Annotated in this window: 16 protein-coding genes; 10 read left to right on the forward strand and 6 right to left on the reverse strand. The window is 57.5% G+C overall.

The window, feature by feature from the left end; translation table 11 throughout:
• Positions 1-383 precede the first annotated feature (383 nt).
• The 8 genes from EQV93_RS19575 (at position 384) to EQV93_RS19610 (ending at position 11,134) form a co-directional block, all read left to right on the forward strand.
• A complete protein-coding gene (locus EQV93_RS19575; protein WP_122784434.1) occupies positions 384-1,313 on the forward strand; it encodes a LysR family transcriptional regulator in 930 nt (309 codons plus the stop codon).
• 198 nt (positions 1,314-1,511) lie between these two features.
• Positions 1,512-3,050 carry an MFS transporter gene (locus tag EQV93_RS19580; protein ID WP_240892245.1) on the forward strand — a complete coding sequence of 513 codons (1,539 nt, stop codon included), beginning with the start codon at positions 1,512-1,514 and terminating at the stop codon, positions 3,048-3,050.
• Positions 3,047-4,111 carry an HlyD family secretion protein gene (locus EQV93_RS19585; RefSeq protein WP_146425273.1) on the forward strand — a complete coding sequence of 355 codons (1,065 nt, stop codon included), beginning with the start codon at positions 3,047-3,049 and terminating at the stop codon, positions 4,109-4,111. Before EQV93_RS19580 ends, EQV93_RS19585 begins: the two co-directional genes overlap by 4 nt.
• The gene (locus EQV93_RS19590) at positions 4,108-5,538 is read left to right on the forward strand and encodes an efflux transporter outer membrane subunit (protein ID WP_240892246.1); all 1,431 of its coding nucleotides are present in this window, start codon (positions 4,108-4,110) and stop codon (positions 5,536-5,538) included. Before EQV93_RS19585 ends, EQV93_RS19590 begins: the two co-directional genes overlap by 4 nt.
• A 156-nt stretch (positions 5,539-5,694) precedes the next feature.
• A complete protein-coding gene (locus tag EQV93_RS19595; protein ID WP_146387892.1) occupies positions 5,695-7,014 on the forward strand; it encodes an MFS transporter in 1,320 nt (439 codons plus the stop codon).
• Between the two features lie 64 nt (positions 7,015-7,078).
• Positions 7,079-7,573: a sigma-70 family RNA polymerase sigma factor gene (locus EQV93_RS19600; protein ID WP_122784413.1), complete on the forward strand. Its 495-nt coding sequence runs from the start codon at positions 7,079-7,081 to the stop codon at positions 7,571-7,573.
• Positions 7,574-7,596: 23 nt separating this feature from the next.
• Positions 7,597-8,571, forward strand: a complete 975-nt coding sequence (locus EQV93_RS19605; protein WP_240892247.1) for a FecR family protein — start codon at positions 7,597-7,599, stop codon at positions 8,569-8,571.
• A 181-nt stretch (positions 8,572-8,752) separates the two neighbouring features.
• Positions 8,753-11,134: a TonB-dependent siderophore receptor gene (locus EQV93_RS19610; RefSeq protein ID WP_240892304.1), complete on the forward strand. Its 2,382-nt coding sequence runs from the start codon at positions 8,753-8,755 to the stop codon at positions 11,132-11,134.
• Positions 11,135-11,314: 180 nt separating this feature from the next.
• On the opposite strand, the gene EQV93_RS19615 is transcribed toward EQV93_RS19610, so the two are convergent.
• From EQV93_RS19615 to EQV93_RS19640, 6 genes are all read right to left on the reverse strand, one after another.
• On the reverse strand, positions 11,315-12,466 hold the full coding sequence (locus tag EQV93_RS19615; RefSeq protein ID WP_146425263.1) for an acyl-CoA dehydrogenase family protein: 1,152 nt from the start codon (positions 12,464-12,466) through the stop codon (positions 11,315-11,317).
• 3 nt (positions 12,467-12,469) lie between these two features.
• Positions 12,470-13,582 carry an enoyl-CoA hydratase/isomerase family protein gene (locus EQV93_RS19620; RefSeq protein ID WP_240892248.1) on the reverse strand — a complete coding sequence of 371 codons (1,113 nt, stop codon included), beginning with the start codon at positions 13,580-13,582 and terminating at the stop codon, positions 12,470-12,472.
• A gap of 142 nt (positions 13,583-13,724) precedes the next feature.
• Complete coding sequence (locus EQV93_RS19625) at positions 13,725-14,495, reverse strand: 3-hydroxybutyrate dehydrogenase (RefSeq protein ID WP_122784408.1); 771 nt, start codon at positions 14,493-14,495, stop codon at positions 13,725-13,727.
• A gap of 117 nt (positions 14,496-14,612) precedes the next feature.
• A complete protein-coding gene (locus EQV93_RS19630) occupies positions 14,613-14,894 on the reverse strand; it encodes a peptidylprolyl isomerase (protein WP_122784407.1) in 282 nt (93 codons plus the stop codon).
• Between the two features lie 78 nt (positions 14,895-14,972).
• Positions 14,973-16,058 carry a 3-deoxy-7-phosphoheptulonate synthase gene (locus EQV93_RS19635; protein ID WP_122784406.1) on the reverse strand — a complete coding sequence of 362 codons (1,086 nt, stop codon included), beginning with the start codon at positions 16,056-16,058 and terminating at the stop codon, positions 14,973-14,975.
• 622 nt (positions 16,059-16,680) lie between these two features.
• Complete coding sequence (locus tag EQV93_RS19640; RefSeq protein WP_122784405.1) at positions 16,681-16,920, reverse strand: DNA-binding protein; 240 nt, start codon at positions 16,918-16,920, stop codon at positions 16,681-16,683.
• An 81-nt stretch (positions 16,921-17,001) separates the two neighbouring features.
• Here EQV93_RS19640 and EQV93_RS19645 point away from each other — a divergent pair, with 81 nt between their 5' ends.
• Positions 17,002-17,367 (forward strand): helix-turn-helix domain-containing protein, encoded by a 366-nt coding sequence (locus EQV93_RS19645; protein WP_146387904.1) that lies wholly within the window; start codon positions 17,002-17,004, stop codon positions 17,365-17,367.
• A gap of 130 nt (positions 17,368-17,497) precedes the next feature.
• The gene (gene gacA, locus EQV93_RS19650) at positions 17,498-18,136 is read left to right on the forward strand and encodes a response regulator transcription factor GacA (RefSeq protein WP_240892249.1); all 639 of its coding nucleotides are present in this window, start codon (positions 17,498-17,500) and stop codon (positions 18,134-18,136) included.

The raw sequence follows: 18,136 nt of genomic DNA on the forward strand, positions 1-18,136 counted from the left end.
GACTACATCCGATAACCTGCGACATGTCGTAGAGTTAATATCGAGTGTAGGACTTTTTACCGGCCTGACCGTCGTCCGTTAAACAAAGTTGAACGATTTTGATCAATGGTCGGGTGCAAGGTGATGTACCAGGTGCAGAGCCAGAAAATGCGAAGGGGGCGTAGCGTGGAGAATAAAAAAAGCCATTACCTTCATGGGGATCCGGTAATGGCTAAAAATCTCAACCAAAGAGAGCGTCAGGCATCAACCTGACGGGAAACAATGTATCAACCTTTAACTTAGCTAGCTACCTAAGCAGAAGCGATACAGTTTTACATCATGCGCAATAATGGTGCATGCCGCGCGTCTGGCCTCTTATCGCGTTAAACGCTACCCTTCGGGCCATGCAAATACCTGACTTGAACCTACTGGTTGCCTTGAATGTCCTGCTGGAAGAGGGGTCAGTGGTGGGCGCTGCCCGACGCATGAACCTCAGTGCACCGGCCATGAGCCGCACGTTGACGCGCATTCGTGAGGCCTTGAATGATCCCATTCTGGTGCGCTCCGGGCGCGGCCTGGTGCCCACACCGCGTGCACTGGAGTTGCGCGAGCAAGTGCGCGGCGTGGTCGAACTGGCTCACGGCGTGTTTACCCAAAGTCAGCACAGTGATCTTGGCCAGCTGGAGCGCACGTTCAGTATTCGCGCCAATGACGTGTTTTTTGGTGTGTACGGCAGCGCATTGCGCTCCCAGATGGCGCGGGAAATGCCTAAAGCCACCTTGCGCGTGGTGCCTGAAGGCTTTACCGATGACGAAGCCTTGAGCGAGGGGCGAATCGATCTGGCGATCAGTGCCAACAACACCTTCAGTTCGGACATCAAGGTCCAGCGGTTGTTTACCTGTCCCTTTGTGGGGCTGGCCCGTGAAGGCCACCCGATTTTCGATCAATCGATAACGGTGCAACGCTTTATCGATTATGACCACATCAGCGTGTCACGCCGGGGCCATGCCCGTGGGCCGATTGATGCGAAGCTGGCTGAGTTGGGGCTTGAGCGTCGGGTGTCATTCACCACCCCGACGTTTTACTCAGCGATTTTTGCCTTGGCCGATGCCGATCTGATTTTGCCGTTGATGCCTCAATTGCTGCTCAAAACCCTGGAGCCTATGGGCCTGAGGCTGCGCGCGTTTGAGTTGCCGATAGCGTTGCAGGCGGTGGACATTATTCAAGCCTGGCATCCGCGACTGGATAACGACCCTGCCCATCGCTGGTTGCGCCGCACCCTCAAAACCTTCTGCGATACCGCCGCTCTGAAACCCTGCGGCATCTCTTCGTAGTCGCTGCCGAAGGCTGCGATAAGGGTCGCATGCCCTTCGCTTTTTAAATGGGGCAGCTGCGCAGCCCATCGCAGCCTTCGGCAGCGGCGACAAAAGCGGATTGCGTTTAGCGCAATCCACAGTTAGCTATTTATCAATTTTTATAACAATTCCGTGTGATTACACTTTCTGTCATCAAGAGTGAAGACGGAGTTGGCCATGTATTGGCTGTTTAAGGGGGCGGGGGTTTCTGTGCCCGTGCCGCCCATCAGTACGGCCTTTGGCCTGCGTATTTTTACCGGGCTGGTGGGGGTGCTGCTGGCCGTTCTGGTCTCGGGGTTCAACGAGAACGTGACCAAAGTGGCAATGCCCGATATTCGAGGGGCAATGGGCCTCAGTGTGGATCAGGGTACCTGGCTGCTGGCGGTCTATTCCGCTACGTCGATCAGCGCAATGGCCTTTTCACCCTGGTTCGCAGCGACGTTCTCAATTCGGCGTTTCACTTTATGCGCCATCGCAGCCTTTCTGTTGCTGGGCATCCTTTGTCCCTTGGCCCCGAACGTCAACGTGCTGATGCTGCTGCGTACCCTTCAAGGCTTTGCAGCCGGTGCGTTACCGCCCATGTTGATGTCGGTGGCGTTACGTTTTCTGCCGCCCGGCATTCGTTTGTACGGGTTGGGCAGTTACGCGCTAACCGCGACCTTTGGCCCCAGTTTCGGCACGCCCCTGGCGGCCTGGTGGGTGGACTACGCCGGTTGGCAGTGGGCGTTCTGGCAGATTATCCCGTTTAGTCTTTTAGCCATTGCCTGCGTGGCGTGGGGGTTGCCGCAAGACCCGCTGCGCCTGGAACGTTTCAAACAATTCGACTGGCGCGGGTTGCTGTTGGGTTTGCCCGGTTTGATCCTGCTGGTGCTGGGGCTGGAACTCGGTCAATGGCAGAACTGGTTTGCGTCGCCGATGATTCGCGTTTTTATCGTCGGCGGGCTGGGGTTACTGGTGCTGTTTTTCATCAATGAGTGGTCGCACCCGCTGCCGTTTTTCAAACTCCAGTTGTTGAAAATCCGCAACCTGACGCACGCCTTGCTGACCTTGGGCGGCGTGTTGTTTGTGCTGATGGCGGTGATCAAGATTCCGTCCGCCTATCTGGCTCAGATTCAGGGCTATCGCCCGCAGGAAACCGCGCCGCTGATGCTGTTGGTGGCATTGCCGCAGTTGCTCGCGCTGCCGCTGGTGGTTGCACTGTGCAACCTGCGTTGGGTCGATTGTCGTTGGGTGCTGGCCATCGGCCTGGGCTTGCTGGCGCTGGCGTGCGGTATCGGTTCGCAGGTGACTTCGGTGTGGAGTCGGGAGAATTTCTACGGCTTGCAAGCCATTCAGATCATCGCCCAGCCGATGGCGGTGATTCCTCTGTTGATGCTCGCCACTGGCAGCTTGAACCCTGCGGACGGGCCATTTGCCTCGGCCTGGTTCAATACGGTCAAAGGTTTTTCGTCGGTTGCCGCTGGCAGTGTTTTGCAGGTGCTGACGCTCAATCGCGAGCACTTTCACTCAATGATGCTGGTGGATCGTGTGGGTAACACGCCGTGGATGGCCACAGCGCCTGACCTTGCGCAGCGCATCCACGAGCAGGCGATGGTGTTGGCGTCTTCTGACCTCTATCTGTACATGGCCGGCCTGGCGCTTTTTTTGGTGGTGTTAATTCCTTTTGGCCCGACGCGGATATACCCGCCGGGCTCCGTGGTTGGAGCAGTGAAATGAGTACGACAAGCGGGCGTAAGCCCTTCATTAAGCTGGGTGCGGGTGTGCTGGCGGTGGTTGTGGTCTACGCCTTGTGGCGACTGGTGTTCGCCACCAGTGCGGTACAAAGCACCAATGACGCCTTTGTCAGCGCCGATTTCACCTTGATTGCGCCAAAGGTGGCGGGTTTTATTGATGAGGTGCTGGTGCAAGACAACCAGCCGGTCAAGGCCGGGCAAGTCGTGGCGCGCATCGATCCGCAGGACTTTAAAACCAATGTGCAGGCGGCCGAGGCCAGCGTGGCCACAGCGCAGGCGCAGTTGGCCAATGCTCAGGCGATGCTGGAGCGACAGCGTTCGGTGATCGCTCAGGCCCAGGCCACGGTGGATGCCGACTTGGCGCAGGTCGAGTTCGCCGAGCACGAGTTGACCCGTTATCAACATTTGGCCGGGCAGGGTGCTGGTACCTTGCAGAACTCCCAGCAGGCGAAAAACCGTTCGCAGATTGCCCGCGCCGAGCTGGTTCAGCACAAGGCCGCGCTTGAGGCCGCGCGTCAGCAAACAAGGGTGCTGGCGGCCCAGACCAACGCGGCTCAAGCGTCAGTGCAGCACGCTCAGGCGTTGCAGGCGCGTGCAGAACTGGACTTGTCGTACACGCAACTGGTCGCACCTTTTGACGGCGTGGTGGGGCGGCGCAGTGTGCGTCAGGGTGCTTATGTCAAACCGGGTGATCCGGTGCTGGCGGTGGTGCCGCTGGCCAAGGCTTTTGTTGTGGCCAACTTTCTGGAACATCAATTGACCCATATGCGTGCCGGGCAACGGGTTTCGATCAAGGTTGACACCTTTCCCGGCGAGACCTTGCAAGGCACGGTCGACAGCATTGCACCTGCCACCGGCGTGACGTTTGCGTCGATTGCGCCGGATAATGCGACGGGTAACTTCACCAAAGTCGTGCAGCGTATTCCGGTCAAAATCACTCTGGATCAGGGCCAGCCTTTGGCCCGTCAATTGCGCTTGGGCATGTCGGTGGATGCCTCCATCGATACCGAATCGGCGAATGGCGAGCAGGTCAGCACACGATGAAACGATCTCTTTTGGCCTGTGCTGTGGCCTGTTGCAGTGCGCTGAATTTGAGTGGGTGTGTGCTGGGTCCGGATTTTACCTCACCCAAGCCACACCTACCCGAGCGCTGGGCGTCGGTGGCCAGTGAAGCGGGGCATAGTGCTTCGGTTGAGTCTGCGGTCGACCCGCGCTGGTGGGACCGTTTTGCCGATACGCAACTGTCGGCCTTGGTGCGCGAGGCGCTGGACAGCAGTTTTGACGTTCAACTGGCGGCCAGCCGGCTGGAGCAAAGCAGGGCGCTGCGCCGTCAAATTGCGGCCGATACAGTGCCTTCGGTAGAGGGCGATGCGGGCTACAGCCGAAGTCGTAACAGTCAGCGTGGCTTGACTGACCCCTCGGGCAACAGCGGTAACCAGGCATTTAACCTGTGGCATGGCGGTCTGGCGATCAGTTGGGAGGCCGACTTGTGGGGGCGGGTCAAACGCTCGGTGGAGGCTGCAGATGCTTCCGTGCAAATGGCTCAAGAAGACCGTCACGGCGTGCAATTGCTGGTCATCGTGCAGACCGCACAGGATTACATTCAGTTGCGCGGCACCCAGCAAGCGCTGGCAGTGGTGCAGCAAAACCTGGAGATCGCCCGGCGCAGTCTTGAATTGACCCGTTTGCAGGTCAAAGAGGGCGTGGCCACTGATTTGGAAGTGTCGGAGGCCGCCGCACAGGTGTCCGAGATCGAGGCCCGCACGGCACCCTTGCAGCAGCGCATTGCACAATTGATCAACGCCTTGAGTCTGTTATTGGCGCGTGAGCCTCGGGCATTGCAGCAACAATTGAACGTATTGGCCGATGTGCCAGCCTATCGCGCCGATGTGCCGATCGGCTTGCCCAGCGAGCTGGCGCAACGGCGCCCGGACATCCGCCGCGCCGAAGCGCAATTGCATGCGGCAACGGCGTCAGTGGGCATGGCGGAGGCGGATTTTTACCCGCGCATTACCTTGTCGGGCAACCTCGGCTTTCAGGCCCTGCAATTGTCGGATTTGGGCAGTTGGGGATCGCGCAGTTTTGCCTTTGGCCCCGGCTTGAGCGTGCCGATATTCGAGGGCGGACGTTTGCAAGGCGCATTGCAGCTGCAAGAAGGCCGTCAGCAAGAAGCGGGCATTACCTACCAAAAGACCGTGCTCAGTGCCTGGCATGAGGTGGATGATGCACTGGTGGCGTATCAGGCCAACCAGCGCCGCCGCGACAGCTTGCAGCAGGCGGTGATGCACAGCCAGCATGCGCTGGACAGTGTTCATCAACAATATGCACAAGGCACGGTGGACTTCTTGAACGTGCTGACCGTGCAAAACACCTTGCTGAACAACCAGGCGGCGCTGGTTGAGAGCACGGCGCAGGTGTCGCTGTCGCTGGTGCAGGTGTTTGGCGCACTGGGCGGCGGGTGGCAGGGCTAGTGTTTTGTCTCTTCGTGGCATCTGCCGTTGGCGCCGCAGGCAGCCTTCGGCAGATGCTACGGATTAAAGGGTGCGATTCAGGGCTTGTGCTTGATATGCTCGGTGCCTCGACTTCAAGCGCCAACATAGGCGTGCCTCGTCCATTTGAGCCTATTTATGCCTGCTGATACTCAAGCCACTGCCGTGCGCTTTTCTCGTTCCGATTACCGGACCCTTGGTCTGGCAGCGCTGGGCGGGGCACTGGAAATCTACGATTTCATCATTTTCGTGTTTTTTGCCCTGACCCTCAGTCAACTGTTTTTCCCACCCGATATGCCCGAGTGGTTGCGTCTGCTGCAAAGCTTCGGGATTTTTGTGACGGGTTATCTGGCACGTCCTTTGGGCGGGATTCTGATGGCGCACTTTGCCGACCATCTGGGTCGCAAACGGGTCTTCAGCCTGAGCATCCTGATGATGGCGCTGCCCTGTCTGCTGATCGGGATCATGCCCACTTACGCCGACATTGGTTATTTCGCCCCGTTGATCCTGCTGGCGCTGCGTATCCTGCAAGGTGCTGCGGTCGGGGGCGAGGTGCCCAGTGCGTGGGTGTTTGTCGCCGAGCACGCGCCCGCCGGACGCCGCGGCTATGCATTGGGCTTTTTGCAGGCCGGGCTGACATTCGGTTATCTGATAGGCGCCTTGACCGCGACGTTGCTCGCACAGCTGTTCACCCCGGCGGAAATCCTCGATTACGCCTGGCGTTACCCATTCTTGCTGGGCGGCGTGTTTGGCGTGATAGGTGTGTGGTTGCGTCGCTGGCTCAGCGAGACACCGGTATTTCTGGCGTTGCGCGAGCGCCGTGAGGGTCGCGCCGAGTTCCCTTTGCGCACGGTATTACGCGAGCACCGCCGCTCGTTATTGCCGGCCGCGCTGCTGACCTGTGTATTGACCAGTGCCGTGGTGGTGTTTGTGGTCATCACCCCGACGGTGATGCAGCAACGCTTTGGCATGACCGCCAGCCATACCTTTGCTCTAAGCAGCGTCGGTATTGTGTTTTTGAATATTGGCTGCGTGCTGGCCGGGTTGATCGTTGACCGTATCGGCGTCTGGCGCAGCATTGTGCTCTACAGCCTGTTATTGCCATTGGGCATTGGCCTGCTGTACGCCAGTCTGGTCGGGCAGTGGGGCTTGCCGGGGCTGGCGTACGCATTCGCCGGCCTGACCTGCGGAATAGTGGGTGTAGTGCCTTCGGTCATGGTGGGTTTGTTCCCGGCACCGATCCGCGTCTCGGGAATTTCGTTCACCTACAACATCGCCTACGCATTGTGGGCAAGTACCACACCGCTGATGCTGATTGCCTTGATGCCGTGGAGCCCGTGGGTGTGCGTGGTGTTTTGCGCCGTGATGGGGGTGGTCGGGGTGCTGACGGCGCGCGCGTATGGGTTTGATCGGGGGCGCGAAGTGCAGAGACGACTGCTGGCCAATGTCGAAGTGTAGGAAGGTTTGCTTGTGCGAATAGGACGGATTACTATTCGCGACCTCTCTTTCTCAGTCCAGTGCGATGACTCATAAAGCACCCCGCAGAACGGGCTTTTTAGACTACTACGATGAGTTGGTCGGCACTTGGACTCGGCGCCTGCGCAATCGCCAGCAGGCGCAGGATCTGGCCCATGACACCTTTGTACGCGTGCTCGAATCCGGCTCGGATGCCGTTGAACAGCCGCGTGCGTACCTGCATCAAACGGCCCGCAATATCGCCGTGGATGGTTTTCGTCGAGAAGAACTGCGTGATTCCAAAGAACAGGCAGCCGTGGCCCCTTGTTCGTCGCAATCAGCCGATCCGGAAGTGTATATGCGCGCTTTTCAGTTGGCTGAATCGGTCGAAAGGGCCTTGCTTGAGTTACCGTTGAATTGCCGCAAGGTTTTTGTCTGGCAAAAAATAGAGGGGCTGACCCAGGCCGAGATTGCCGAGCGCCTGGGGCTGTCCAGAAACATGGTGGAGAAATACATGATCCGCACGTTGCGGCATCTGCGCGAGCGTGTGGACGCGCCGTGATGAGATCAGTTAAGGATTGCCTGATGGAGATGCCTGATTGCACGCATGCCCCTGCGAACGTGCGCGAGGCGGCTGCAACCTGGTTTGCACGTGTGCAAGGCCGGGGCCTGAGTGCCGATGAGCAGGCCGATTTTGACGCCTGGTACAGCGGCCACCCCAGCCATGAAGCTGAATACCGTTGGCTCGCCACGTTGTACGGTGCTGTCGAGCTATTGCCCAAGGCCCGCCTGCAAGCGTTATGCGAAGCACCTGCACCCAGGGTCAAGCGTCGCTCGGCGCTTGGCATGGCGATGGCGGCGAGTGTGCTGGCGGTTGCGGTAGGGGCTGGGGTTTGGACGCAGTTGAAGGCCTCTGTCGGTTATCACCAGCAATTCGCTACCCTGGCGGGTGAGCGCCGTACGGTTAATTTGCCCGATGGTTCAACCCTTGAACTGGACAGCCGCAGCCGGATCCGCGTTGACTTTGCCGACCATCAGCGCAGGGTTGATTTACTCGAGGGCGAGGTGATGTTCAGTGTCGCCCATGACACTGATCGTCCCTTTGTGGTGCAAGCCGGGCTCGGGCAGGTAACGGTCACGGGGACACGTTTCGATGTGCGTCGAGATGGCGAGCAAGCACGGGTGGTGGTCGAGTCGGGCCACGTGCGGGTACAGGGTCGTAATCGTGAAGAGGCGGTCAACCTGACGGCCGGGTTGGGCACGCGGGTCGATGAGCAGGGCCTCGTGGCTGCGCCACAACCGGTGAACACTCAAGCGTTGACGGCCTGGCGCAAGGGGCAGTTGATATTCAACGACGCCAGCCTGGGCGAGGTGGCTGCCGAAGTGTCGCGCTACCGTGACCGGCCGCTGCATGTCAGCACGGTTGCATTGGCGCAACTGCGGCTGTCGAGTGTGTTCAAAACCGATGACACCGATGCGCTGATCAACGCCTTGCCGCGTATTTTGCCGGTGTCGGTAAAGACCCGTGCCGATGGCAGTCAGGAAATAATTTCACGATAAATTCAGGTTTTTTTCGAGTTCTTCGTCTTCTTGATCAACTGCAACTGGTTTGCATTAACAGTCGCACTCAAGTGTGATCAATAGGGCAAGACTCGACGTGAAAAACAATAATTCTTGTGGGCCGGTTTCAGTGCTTAACCCGCCTTCGAGCACGCTTTTTTCTGCACCGCGTACGTGCTGGATGCCTTTGGCACTGGCGCTGGCAGTGAGTGCAGCGATGCCGGGTGCGGTGGCTGGCGAGCTGGCACCGAGCACCCTCCATATCCAGGCCCAGCCTTTGGGTTCGGCCTTGAGCCAGTTGGCCCAGCAGACTTCCTTGCAAGTGTTTTTCAGCCCTCAGTTGGTGGCCGGTAAACAGGCGCCGGCCGTTGATGGCAGCTTGTCGCCCGAGCAGGCATTGCGCCAATTGCTGCAAGGCAGTGGCCTGAGCTATGAATTGAACGGTGACGCGGTGACGCTGCTTGCCGCGCCGGTGGTCAGCGCTTCAACGGCTTCAGGGCCACTGGAGCTAGGGCCGGTGGATGTCAAAGTGGTCGGCGACTGGCTGGGCGACGCCAATGAAGCGGTTGTGCAGAACCATCCCGGTGCGCGCACTGTGGTGCGTCGCGAAGCGATGGTGGAGCAAGGCGCGATGAACGTCAGTGACGTGCTCAAGCGTATTCCCGGGGTTCAGGTGCAAGAGTCCAATGGCACCGGCGGCAGCGATATTTCCCTGAACGTGGGTGTGCGTGGCTTGACCTCGCGCCTGTCGCCACGTTCGACCGTATTGATTGACGGCATTCCGGCAGCGTTCGCCCCCTATGGCCAGCCGCAGTTGTCGATGGCGCCCATCTCGGCCGGGAATCTGGACAGCATCGACGTGGTACGCGGCGCGGGTTCGGTACGCTATGGGCCGCAAAACGTTGGGGGTGTCATCAACTTTGTGACGCGAGCGATTCCCGAAACCTTCCAGGGGGAGGTCGGCACCACGCTGGAAACCTCCGAGCACGGCGGCTGGAAGCACATGGAGTCGGCCTTTGTTGGCGGCACGGCGGACAACGGTATCGGTGCTGCGCTGTTGTATTCCGGGGTCAAGGGCAATGGTTATCGCACCAGCAACAATAACAACGACATCAATGATGTGTTGCTCAAGACCCATTGGGCGCCGACCGATGAGGATGATTTCAGCCTCAATTTTCATTATTACGATGCCACCGCCGACATGCCTGGCGGTTTGACGCAGAAACAGTTCGATGCCAATCCGTATCAGTCTGTGCGTGACTGGGACAACTTCACCGGGCGGCGCAAGGATGTGTCCTTCAAGTACCTGCGTCAGATTGACGACCAGACCCAGTTTGAAGTGTTGACCTATTACACCGACAGTTTCCGGGGCAGCAATATCGCTTCACGCAACCTGCAAACGCTGGGCATTTATCCGCGTTCTTATTACACCTTTGGTGTGGAACCGCGGGTGTCCCATGTGTTTACTCTGGGGCCGGTGACCCAGGAAGTCGGTTTGGGTTATCGCTACCTCAAGGAGGGAATGCACGAAGAGGCCAGTCAGCTGCAACTGGTCAACAACGTGCCGGTGCCTATGCCGGGTGCTGACGGTCACGTGTACCAGGATCGCACCGGCGGCACTGAAGCCAACGCGTTCTATATCGATGACAAGATTGATGTGGGTAACTGGACCGTGACGCCGGGCATTCGCTTTGAGCGCATTAGCACCAATTGGCACGATCGACCGGTGCTGGGCAATAGCGGTGTGCCGGTTACCGAGAAAAAACGCAGCATCGACAGCAATGAGGCGCTGCCGGCCTTGAGCGTGATGTATCACCTCTCGGACGAGTGGAAGCTGTTTGCCAACTATGAAACTTCATTTGGCAGCTTGCAGTACTTTCAACTGGGGCAGGGCGGCATTGGCGACCAGACGGCCGCGGGACTGAGGCCTGAAAAAGCCAAGACCTATGAGCTAGGCACGCGTTATGACAACGGTGTGTGGGGCGGTGAAGTGACGCTGTTCTACATCGACTTTGCCGATGAGCTGCAATACGTCAGCAATGATGTGGGCTGGACCAATTTGGGGGCGACCAAGCATCAGGGGATTGAGACTTCGGTTCACTACGATTTATCGAGCCTGAATGCGCGTCTTGACGGTTTGTCAGTGAACGCTGCGTTTACCTATACCAAGGCGACGTCAGAGGGTGATATTGCCAACTTCAAAGGGCGAGACTTGCCGCTGTATTCGCGTCAAGTGCTTAACCTTGGCGCGCGATATGCCGTGAATCGCTGGACCTATAACCTGGATATGTTTGCCCAATCGCAGCAGCGCGCGCCGGGAACCGGTGGTGTGTATATCACTGATCCGACACCGGACGGCCAGTACGGTGATATTCCGGGGTATGCGACCTGGAGTACGCGTGTGGGGTATGACTTCGGGCCTGAGGCGTCGAACTTGAAGGTGGGTGCGGGGATCAAGAACCTGTTCAATCAGGAGTACTACACCCGTTCCAGTGACAACAACTCCGGTCTCTATTTGGGGGAGCCGCGTACCTTCTTCGTGCAGGCGAGTGTCGGGTTTTAAGGCTGGAGCAAAAGCCCCTCACCCCAACCCTCTCCCAGAGGGAGAGGGAGCTTGCTTTTGCTTTTAGTCCCCTCTCCCAGAGGGAGAGGGTGCTGATAGGTGGCGTTGCGCATAACGGCTTTTGCCTTTAGTCCCCTCTCCCTCTGGGAGAGGGTTAGGGTGAGGGTATTACCGGCACCGCTAAATCAGATAATTCTTCAGCTCTCGCGCAATCACCATCCGTTGAATTTCACTCGACCCTTCATAGATCTGGGTGATTCGCGCGTCCCGGTAATAACGCTCCACCGGGTAATCCTCAAGGTAGCCATAGCCACCGTGAATCTGAATGGCTTTGGAACACACAAACTCAGCCATTTCCGACGCGAACAACTTGGCTTGCGAGGCTTCTGATAAACACGGTTTGCCCGCACCACGCAGGCGGGCGGCGTGCAGAATCAGCAGGCGCGACGCGTTAAGGCGGGTTTGCATGTCAGCCAGCATGTTAGCCACGCTTTGATGCTCAATAATGGCTTTGTCAAACTGTACCCGATCACGCGCATAGGCCAGCGCTGCTTCAAAGGCGGCACGGGCAATACCCAGCGCTTGTGCAGCAATACCAATACGCCCACCTTCGAGGTTGGACAGGGCGATCGTCAGCCCTTTGCCCCGTTCACCCAGCAAATTCGTTTGCGGTACGGTGCAATTGCTCAGGGTCACCGCGCAGGTGTCCGAGGCGCGTATGCCCAACTTGTGTTCGGTGCGATCGACAATAAATCCCGGTGTATCAGTGGGCACCAGAAAGGCCGAAATGCCTTTTTTGCCCAGTTGCGGGTCGGTTACGGCAAACACAATGGCCAGCCCGGCGCGTTTGCCATTTGTGACAAACTGTTTGGCGCCGTTGATTACCCATTTCCCGTCCTGCAACTCTGCCCGTGTGCGCAGGTTGTGCGCTTCAGAGCCTGCTTGAGGTTCGGTCAGGCAAAAACAGCCGATGGTGGTGCCGCTGGCCAGCCCGGCCAGCCACTCTTCTTTTTGCGCCTGGCTGCCATAGTTAAGGATCGGGCCGCAGCCCACGGAGTTATGAACGCTCATCAGCGCCCCGGTCGCACCATCCCCGGCCGAGATCTCTTCGACAGCCAAGGCATAAGCTACGTAGTCGAGGTAAGAACCGCCCCATTCTTCAGGTACCACCATGCCAAGCAGGCCGAGTTCGCCCATCTTGGCGACCAGCGCATCGTCGATCCAGCCAGCCTTTTCCCACGTCTGGGCATGAGGTGCAATTTCACGACGTGCAAAGTCGCGAGCCATGTCGCGGATCATCACTTGTTCTTCAGTCAGTTCGATGTCTTGCATGGTTCAGACTCCGCTCGGCTTGAAGTCGGTGAAGAAGCTGGCAACCCGGGCTGGATCCAGTTCATTGAGTGTGGGCGGATTCCAACGCGGATTTTTGTCCTTGTCGATAATCAACGCGCGCACCCCTTCGATCAAGTCACCACGGTCAAACCACTGACGGTCCAGGTGCAGCTCCAGCGCAAAGCACTGCTCAAGGTTGAGGTTAAGGGCACGGCTGCGGCGCAGCATCTCAAGCGTAACGGCCATGCCCAGTGGCGACCGGGTTTGCAGCAGGTTGGCGGTATCGGTGGCCCATTGCCGATGCTCGCTGTTGTCCACTTCATGCAACCGGGCAACGATGGCCTCCATGTTGTCATGGGCAAAGACGTCGTCAATCAACGGGCGAAGCGTGGCGAGGGGGGCGTCGGGCAAGGTGTTTACAGCCATTGATGCCAGCAGTGCCTGGAGGTCTTCGCGCGGTGACTGTTGCCAGGTCAGTGAGTCGAGCTGCTTATCAAGTTCGCTCAGGCGGGTGCTGTCGGTGTACCAGGTTGCCAGCCCGCAATACAGGGCATCGCTGGCGCCGATTTGCACGCCACTCACGCCCAGATAAGTGCCCACTTGGCCGGGTACTCTGCTCAGGAAATGGCTGGCGCCCACGTCCGGGAAATAGCCGATGGCGACCTCTGGCATCGCTAACCGGCTGCGTTCGGTGACCAGTCGAAAATCAGCCCCTTGTGCCAACCCCATGCCGCCGCCCAGAACATAGCCGTCCATCACGGCAAGCACGGGTTTGGCGTAGTGATGCAGGGTCAGGTCGAGGGCGTATTCCTCCTCAAAAAACGCAGTGTGCAGGGTGTCGTTGTTTTTGTAGCTGTCATACAACGAACGAATATCACCCCCGGCACAGAAGGCTTTTTCGCCTGCACCACGCAAGACCACAGCCACAACATGCGGGTCTTTGGCCCATGCATCGAGCTGCTGTTGGAGGCGGCGTACCATCTCAAGATTGAGGGCGTTGAGGCCGCTCGGGCGGTTAAGGGTCAGATGGCCTATTTGATTGCGCACCTGCGCGAGAACTGTATCTGGCGCGATGTCGCCATCGAGTGTCACTGAGGATGAAGCCTGAGCAGTCATCGCTAACTCCCTGCTTTCTATTATTTTTAAGGGGTGTTCGCGGGCGAACGATGGCCGATGCTAACAGTGCAAAATTGCCTTGTACAACCCTGATAAGTGCAGGGTTGGTGTGCATTTTTGCCTGAGGGGTGTGCGCTGATCTTTACTGCGCCAACCAGCCACCGTCGACATTCCAGGCCGCCCCGCGAACTTGGCTGCCGGCATCGCTGCACAGGAAGAGCACCAACTCACCGAGTTGAGGTGGGGTGACAAACTCCAGCGAGGGCTGTTTCTCGGCGAGCAGATCATGCTGCGCCTGATAAGGGTCAATCCCCTGACTGATTCGCTGATCAATCTGTTTTTGTACCAGTGGAGTCAGCACCCAGCCAGGGCAGATGGCGTTGCAGGTGATATTGCTGGTGGCGGTCTCAAGGCCGACCACTTTGGTCAAGCCAATCACGCCATGTTTGGCCGCGACATAAGCTGCCTTGCCGACCGAACCCACCTGACCGTGGACCGAGGCGATATTGACGATGCGCCCCCAGCCGCGTTTGCGCATGCCGGGCAGGGTGAGGCGAGTGCTGTGGAATACGGAGGAGAGGTTGATTGCGATGATGGCGTCCCAGCGTTCTACCGGGAACTCTTCAACGTTGGCGACATGCTGAATGCCTGCATTGTTGACCAGGATGTCGACACCGCCAAATTCACGCTCGGCGTATTCGATCATGTCAGCTATTTGTGCGGGGTCGCTCACGTCCGCCGGGTGATGACCGACCTTGCCACCGAACTGTTCCAGGTCGGCAATGACTTTGCCCGCATCGCCAAAACCGTTAAGTATCAGGTTGGCACCCGCTTTGGCCAGACTTTGCGCAATACCCAGACCAATACCACTGGTGGAACCGGTAACCAGGGCAGTTTTACCTGTAAGGCTCATGAATTATTCCTCAAGTGACACGTGGGGGGCGTGAATGAGAAACGTAGCACGAGGTTTGTGTTTGCGGATACGAAACGGCCCACCAAAAGGTGGGCCGTTCTCACTCAAGCCGGGGGATTAGTCCTGACGGCTGGTGACTTCCAGCAAGTGGTAGCCGAACTGGGTTTTCACCGGGCCTTGAACCACGTTGATCGGTGCGCTGAAGACGACCGTGTCGAATTCTTTAACCATTTGGCCTGGACCGAACGAACCCAGATCACCGCCTTGACGGCTGGATGGGCAAGAAGAGTTGGCTTTTGCGACTTCGGCGAAATCAGCGCCGCCTTCAATTTGGGCTTTCAGTTCGTTGCACTTGTCTTCGCTGGCAACGAGGATGTGACGGGCAGTGGCTTTAGCCATGAGGGAGTACTCCTTTCAAGAAAGTGGTGAGCCTACCGGATTCAGTCAGTTTTTTCCCGGCAAAAGTTCCTTTGGTAATCAAGCGACTACCTGCGCGGCTTGTCGCTGTGCTTGCATCAGGGCGGCGGCGCGTCGTAACAACTGCTCGGTGGCATCCCAGCCCAGGCAACCATCGGTGACGGAGACGCCGTAGCGCAGGTTGCTGCTCAAGGGTTGGCAGCCCTCAAAGATATGGCTTTCGAGCATCATGCCGATCAATGAACGATCGCCCTGCAGGCGCTGTGCCAATACGTCGTTAAACACCTCAGGCTGGCGCAACGGGTCTTTACCGCTGTTGGCGTGGCTACAATCCACCATCAAGCGAGCCGGAATGGCATTTTTTTCAAGTCCGGCGCGTGCTTTGGCAACGCTGCTGAAGTCGTAATTAGGCCCGCTGTGGCCACCGCGCAGTACCAGATGGGTATCCGGATTGCCCGACGTCTGGATGATTGCCGGGTGGCCTTCAGCGTCGACGCCGAAGTGGCGATGAGAGTGGGCGGCTGAGCGCATGGCATCGCAGGCGATGGCCACGCCACCATCAGTGCCGTTTTTGAAGCCGACAGGTACACCCAGGCCGCTGGCCATCTCGCGGTGAATTTGCGATTCGGTCGTACGTGCACCAATGGCGACCCAGCCCAGCAGGTCATCAAAGTAACCAGCGGCCATTGGTTGCAACAACTCCGTAGCGATTGGCAGGCCCATGCCCAGCATTTCCAGCATCAGCTCGCGAGAGAGCGTTAGGCCGTGGGCCATGTCATCGCTGCCATCGAGGTGCGGGTCATAGGCCAGGCCTTTCCATCCCACTGTGGTGCGCGGTTTTTCGATGTAGGCACGCATTACCAGCAACATATCATCACGCAGTTCGTGAGAAAGGGTCGCGAGGTGGCTGGCGTATTCAAGGGCTGCAACAGGGTCGTGGATGGAGCAGGGGCCGACTACGACGAGTAAACGGGAGTCTTCACCGTTCAAAATGGCACGAATGGCCTGGCGCTGACGACTGACCAGTTGGCGAAGCGAATCGCTGAGCGGCAGTTGGTGCTTGAGTTGCGCGGCGGTGGGCAAGCGCTGGGAGCTTGCAGAAGAGGCGGTGCTGTTTGCAGGCAGAGCAGTAATCGATGCGGTCATGATGTGATTCCTGGGCAAGCGGCGGGTTTTCCCGCGCGCAGCCCTATTGGGGTGTTCGACAATTAGCCTGACTGGCTGTGAGTGCATGCGTGCCACCGATGTGATTTCGTTCGGAGGCGGCAGGCTGTCCCGAACGACGGTTGGTAAATCGCCATGCAGTGCAAAGGTCGAAGCGGTAATAAGTGGCGTAGTTCATGGTGTGATTCCTTAAATAAGTAATTTTTTAGGGGCTAAAAAAACAAAACCCCCGATCGGGGAGCCGACCGGGGGTGAGAATTCTCTGGTAGGCGACCCCTAAGTAGTGGGCGCCGTTTGGGTATCAGGCGCGCCAGTGGCTAAACCAATACCCAAAATAAAATCGTGCAACGGATGGCTTGTTGTTCGCACACACAGAACCGACCGTGCGAGATTCGCAAGGTGGCTGACAAGTGACTGTGAGGGTGCGATGCAACATGTAAGGTCTCCGATGAATGAGCCAAAGCTTACCTGAGGCATGACCACAGGTTCAATCAGAAAATAACCTGCTGTGAATCGTTCAGGCTTTTTCGGCTCAGTGGGGACATAAGCCTTGTCAGCCGTCCAACTGTTCTAGTTCTGGAATGAAGCCCGATTAGGCGCATACTCAATCCAGCACATCTTCACTTTCTTCAAGAATAGGCATGTGTGAAGGAATGATGCCGTCTTTCATGCCCAAAAGTACCGCCACTTTATGGGCTTCGCCCCTTTTCCCTTTCTTGCGCCCGGCGAGCACCTGATAAGTAGTCGCCGGGTCAACACCATTTTCCCGAGCGAACTCTTGCACGGATTTCCCCTGGTGATCCAGCCAAGCCTTGGCTTGTGCAGCGGTACGGATTCCGGTCATAGTTCAAAACCGTTCAAAGTTGTTTAATATTCATTGATTATACCATCCTTGTGGGTGTTAAAAATGGGATCTTACATCCAAATGAGTGGAATCGGTTCAAGGCTACGGCAAGAAAGAGAAAGGCTTGGCTTGTCGCAAAAAGCTTTTGGTGAAATTGGTGGGGTGGAACCTAATGCTCAAGGCAAATATGAAAGTGGTGAGCGAGCGCCTAAAGCGGATTATTTGTCCCGTGTAGCAGAGCGAGGAGCGGATGTGCTTTATATCTTGACTGGCACTCCAACACCCACGCTGCTCGATAATCTTAGTCAGGTTGAAGAAAAAGTATTGGTTAGTTACCGCATCTTGCATAAAGAAGACCAGGATGCCATTCGTCGGCTTACGGTCTCCCTGGCGGAGTTGTACCTGCCTATACAGGCTAAAGGGCGTCAGGATCCGAACGATACTTGAGCCTTGTTCAGGCCCCGCCTGCATTTTTAACGTTTTGCTATGGATCGTCGATTGATCATGGGTAGGTTGAAGCGCGTGTTTTTTGCTAAGGTGTCGTCAATCTACTTAGTCCAATTGGTGAGGTGCCGGCTTGATTCGGGTTCTAGTGGTCGATGACCACGATCTTGTGCGTACAGGCATCACACGAATGCTGGCTGATATAGATGGCCTGCAAGTGGTTGGGCAGGCTGAGTCCGGTGAGGAGTCCCTTATCAAGGCCCGCGAGCTGAAACCTGATGTGGTCTTGATGGATGTCAAAATGCCCGGCATTGGTGGGCTGGAAGCTACCCGCAAAATGATGCGCAGCCATCCTGACATCAAGGTGGTCGCCGTGACTGTGTGCGAAGAAGACCCTTTCCCGACACGCTTATTGCAGGCGGGCGCTGCCGGTTACATGACCAAAGGCGCGGGTCTGGCTGAGATGGTTCAGGCCATTCGTCTTGTTTTTTCCGGGCAGCGCTATATCAGCCCGCAAGTCGCACAGCAATTGGCTCTCAAGTCATTCCAGCCTGCCAGTGACTCACCTTTTGATGCACTGTCGGAGCGAGAAATCCAGATTGCACTGATTATTGTGGGCTGTCAGAAGGTTCAGGTGATTTCTGACAAGCTGTGCTTGTCACCCAAAACGGTCAATACCTACCGCTATCGCATCTTTGAGAAACTTTCGGTCAAGAGTGATGTTGAGCTGGCATTACTGGCTGTGCGTCACGGCATGGTAGACGCTGGTTGA

It is taken from the genome of Pseudomonas sp. TMW22091, assembly GCF_022496705.1.
Classification (GTDB): domain Bacteria; phylum Pseudomonadota; class Gammaproteobacteria; order Pseudomonadales; family Pseudomonadaceae; genus Aquipseudomonas; species Aquipseudomonas saxonica.

What these genes read in the sequence shown, in the direction of transcription:
- EQV93_RS19575 (WP_122784434.1), top strand. Translation starts at nt 384, where the DNA reads ATGCAAATACCTGACTTGAACCTACTGGTTGCCTTGAATGTCCTGCTG.
- EQV93_RS19580 (WP_240892245.1), top strand. Translation starts at nt 1,512, where the DNA reads ATGTATTGGCTGTTTAAGGGGGCGGGGGTTTCTGTGCCCGTGCCGCCC.
- EQV93_RS19585 (WP_146425273.1), top strand. Translation starts at nt 3,047, where the DNA reads ATGAGTACGACAAGCGGGCGTAAGCCCTTCATTAAGCTGGGTGCGGGT.
- EQV93_RS19590 (WP_240892246.1), top strand. Translation starts at nt 4,108, where the DNA reads ATGAAACGATCTCTTTTGGCCTGTGCTGTGGCCTGTTGCAGTGCGCTG.
- EQV93_RS19595 (WP_146387892.1), top strand. Translation starts at nt 5,695, where the DNA reads ATGCCTGCTGATACTCAAGCCACTGCCGTGCGCTTTTCTCGTTCCGAT.
- EQV93_RS19600 (WP_122784413.1), top strand. Translation starts at nt 7,079, where the DNA reads ATGACTCATAAAGCACCCCGCAGAACGGGCTTTTTAGACTACTACGAT.
- EQV93_RS19605 (WP_240892247.1), top strand. Translation starts at nt 7,597, where the DNA reads ATGGAGATGCCTGATTGCACGCATGCCCCTGCGAACGTGCGCGAGGCG.
- EQV93_RS19610 (WP_240892304.1), top strand. Translation starts at nt 8,753, where the DNA reads ATGCCTTTGGCACTGGCGCTGGCAGTGAGTGCAGCGATGCCGGGTGCG.
- EQV93_RS19615 (WP_146425263.1), bottom strand. Translation starts at nt 12,466, where the DNA reads ATGCAAGACATCGAACTGACTGAAGAACAAGTGATGATCCGCGACATG.
- EQV93_RS19620 (WP_240892248.1), bottom strand. Translation starts at nt 13,582, where the DNA reads ATGACTGCTCAGGCTTCATCCTCAGTGACACTCGATGGCGACATCGCG.
- EQV93_RS19625 (WP_122784408.1), bottom strand. Translation starts at nt 14,495, where the DNA reads ATGAGCCTTACAGGTAAAACTGCCCTGGTTACCGGTTCCACCAGTGGT.
- EQV93_RS19630 (WP_122784407.1), bottom strand. Translation starts at nt 14,894, where the DNA reads ATGGCTAAAGCCACTGCCCGTCACATCCTCGTTGCCAGCGAAGACAAG.
- EQV93_RS19635 (WP_122784406.1), bottom strand. Translation starts at nt 16,058, where the DNA reads ATGACCGCATCGATTACTGCTCTGCCTGCAAACAGCACCGCCTCTTCT.
- EQV93_RS19640 (WP_122784405.1), bottom strand. Translation starts at nt 16,920, where the DNA reads ATGACCGGAATCCGTACCGCTGCACAAGCCAAGGCTTGGCTGGATCAC.
- EQV93_RS19645 (WP_146387904.1), top strand. Translation starts at nt 17,002, where the DNA reads ATGAGTGGAATCGGTTCAAGGCTACGGCAAGAAAGAGAAAGGCTTGGC.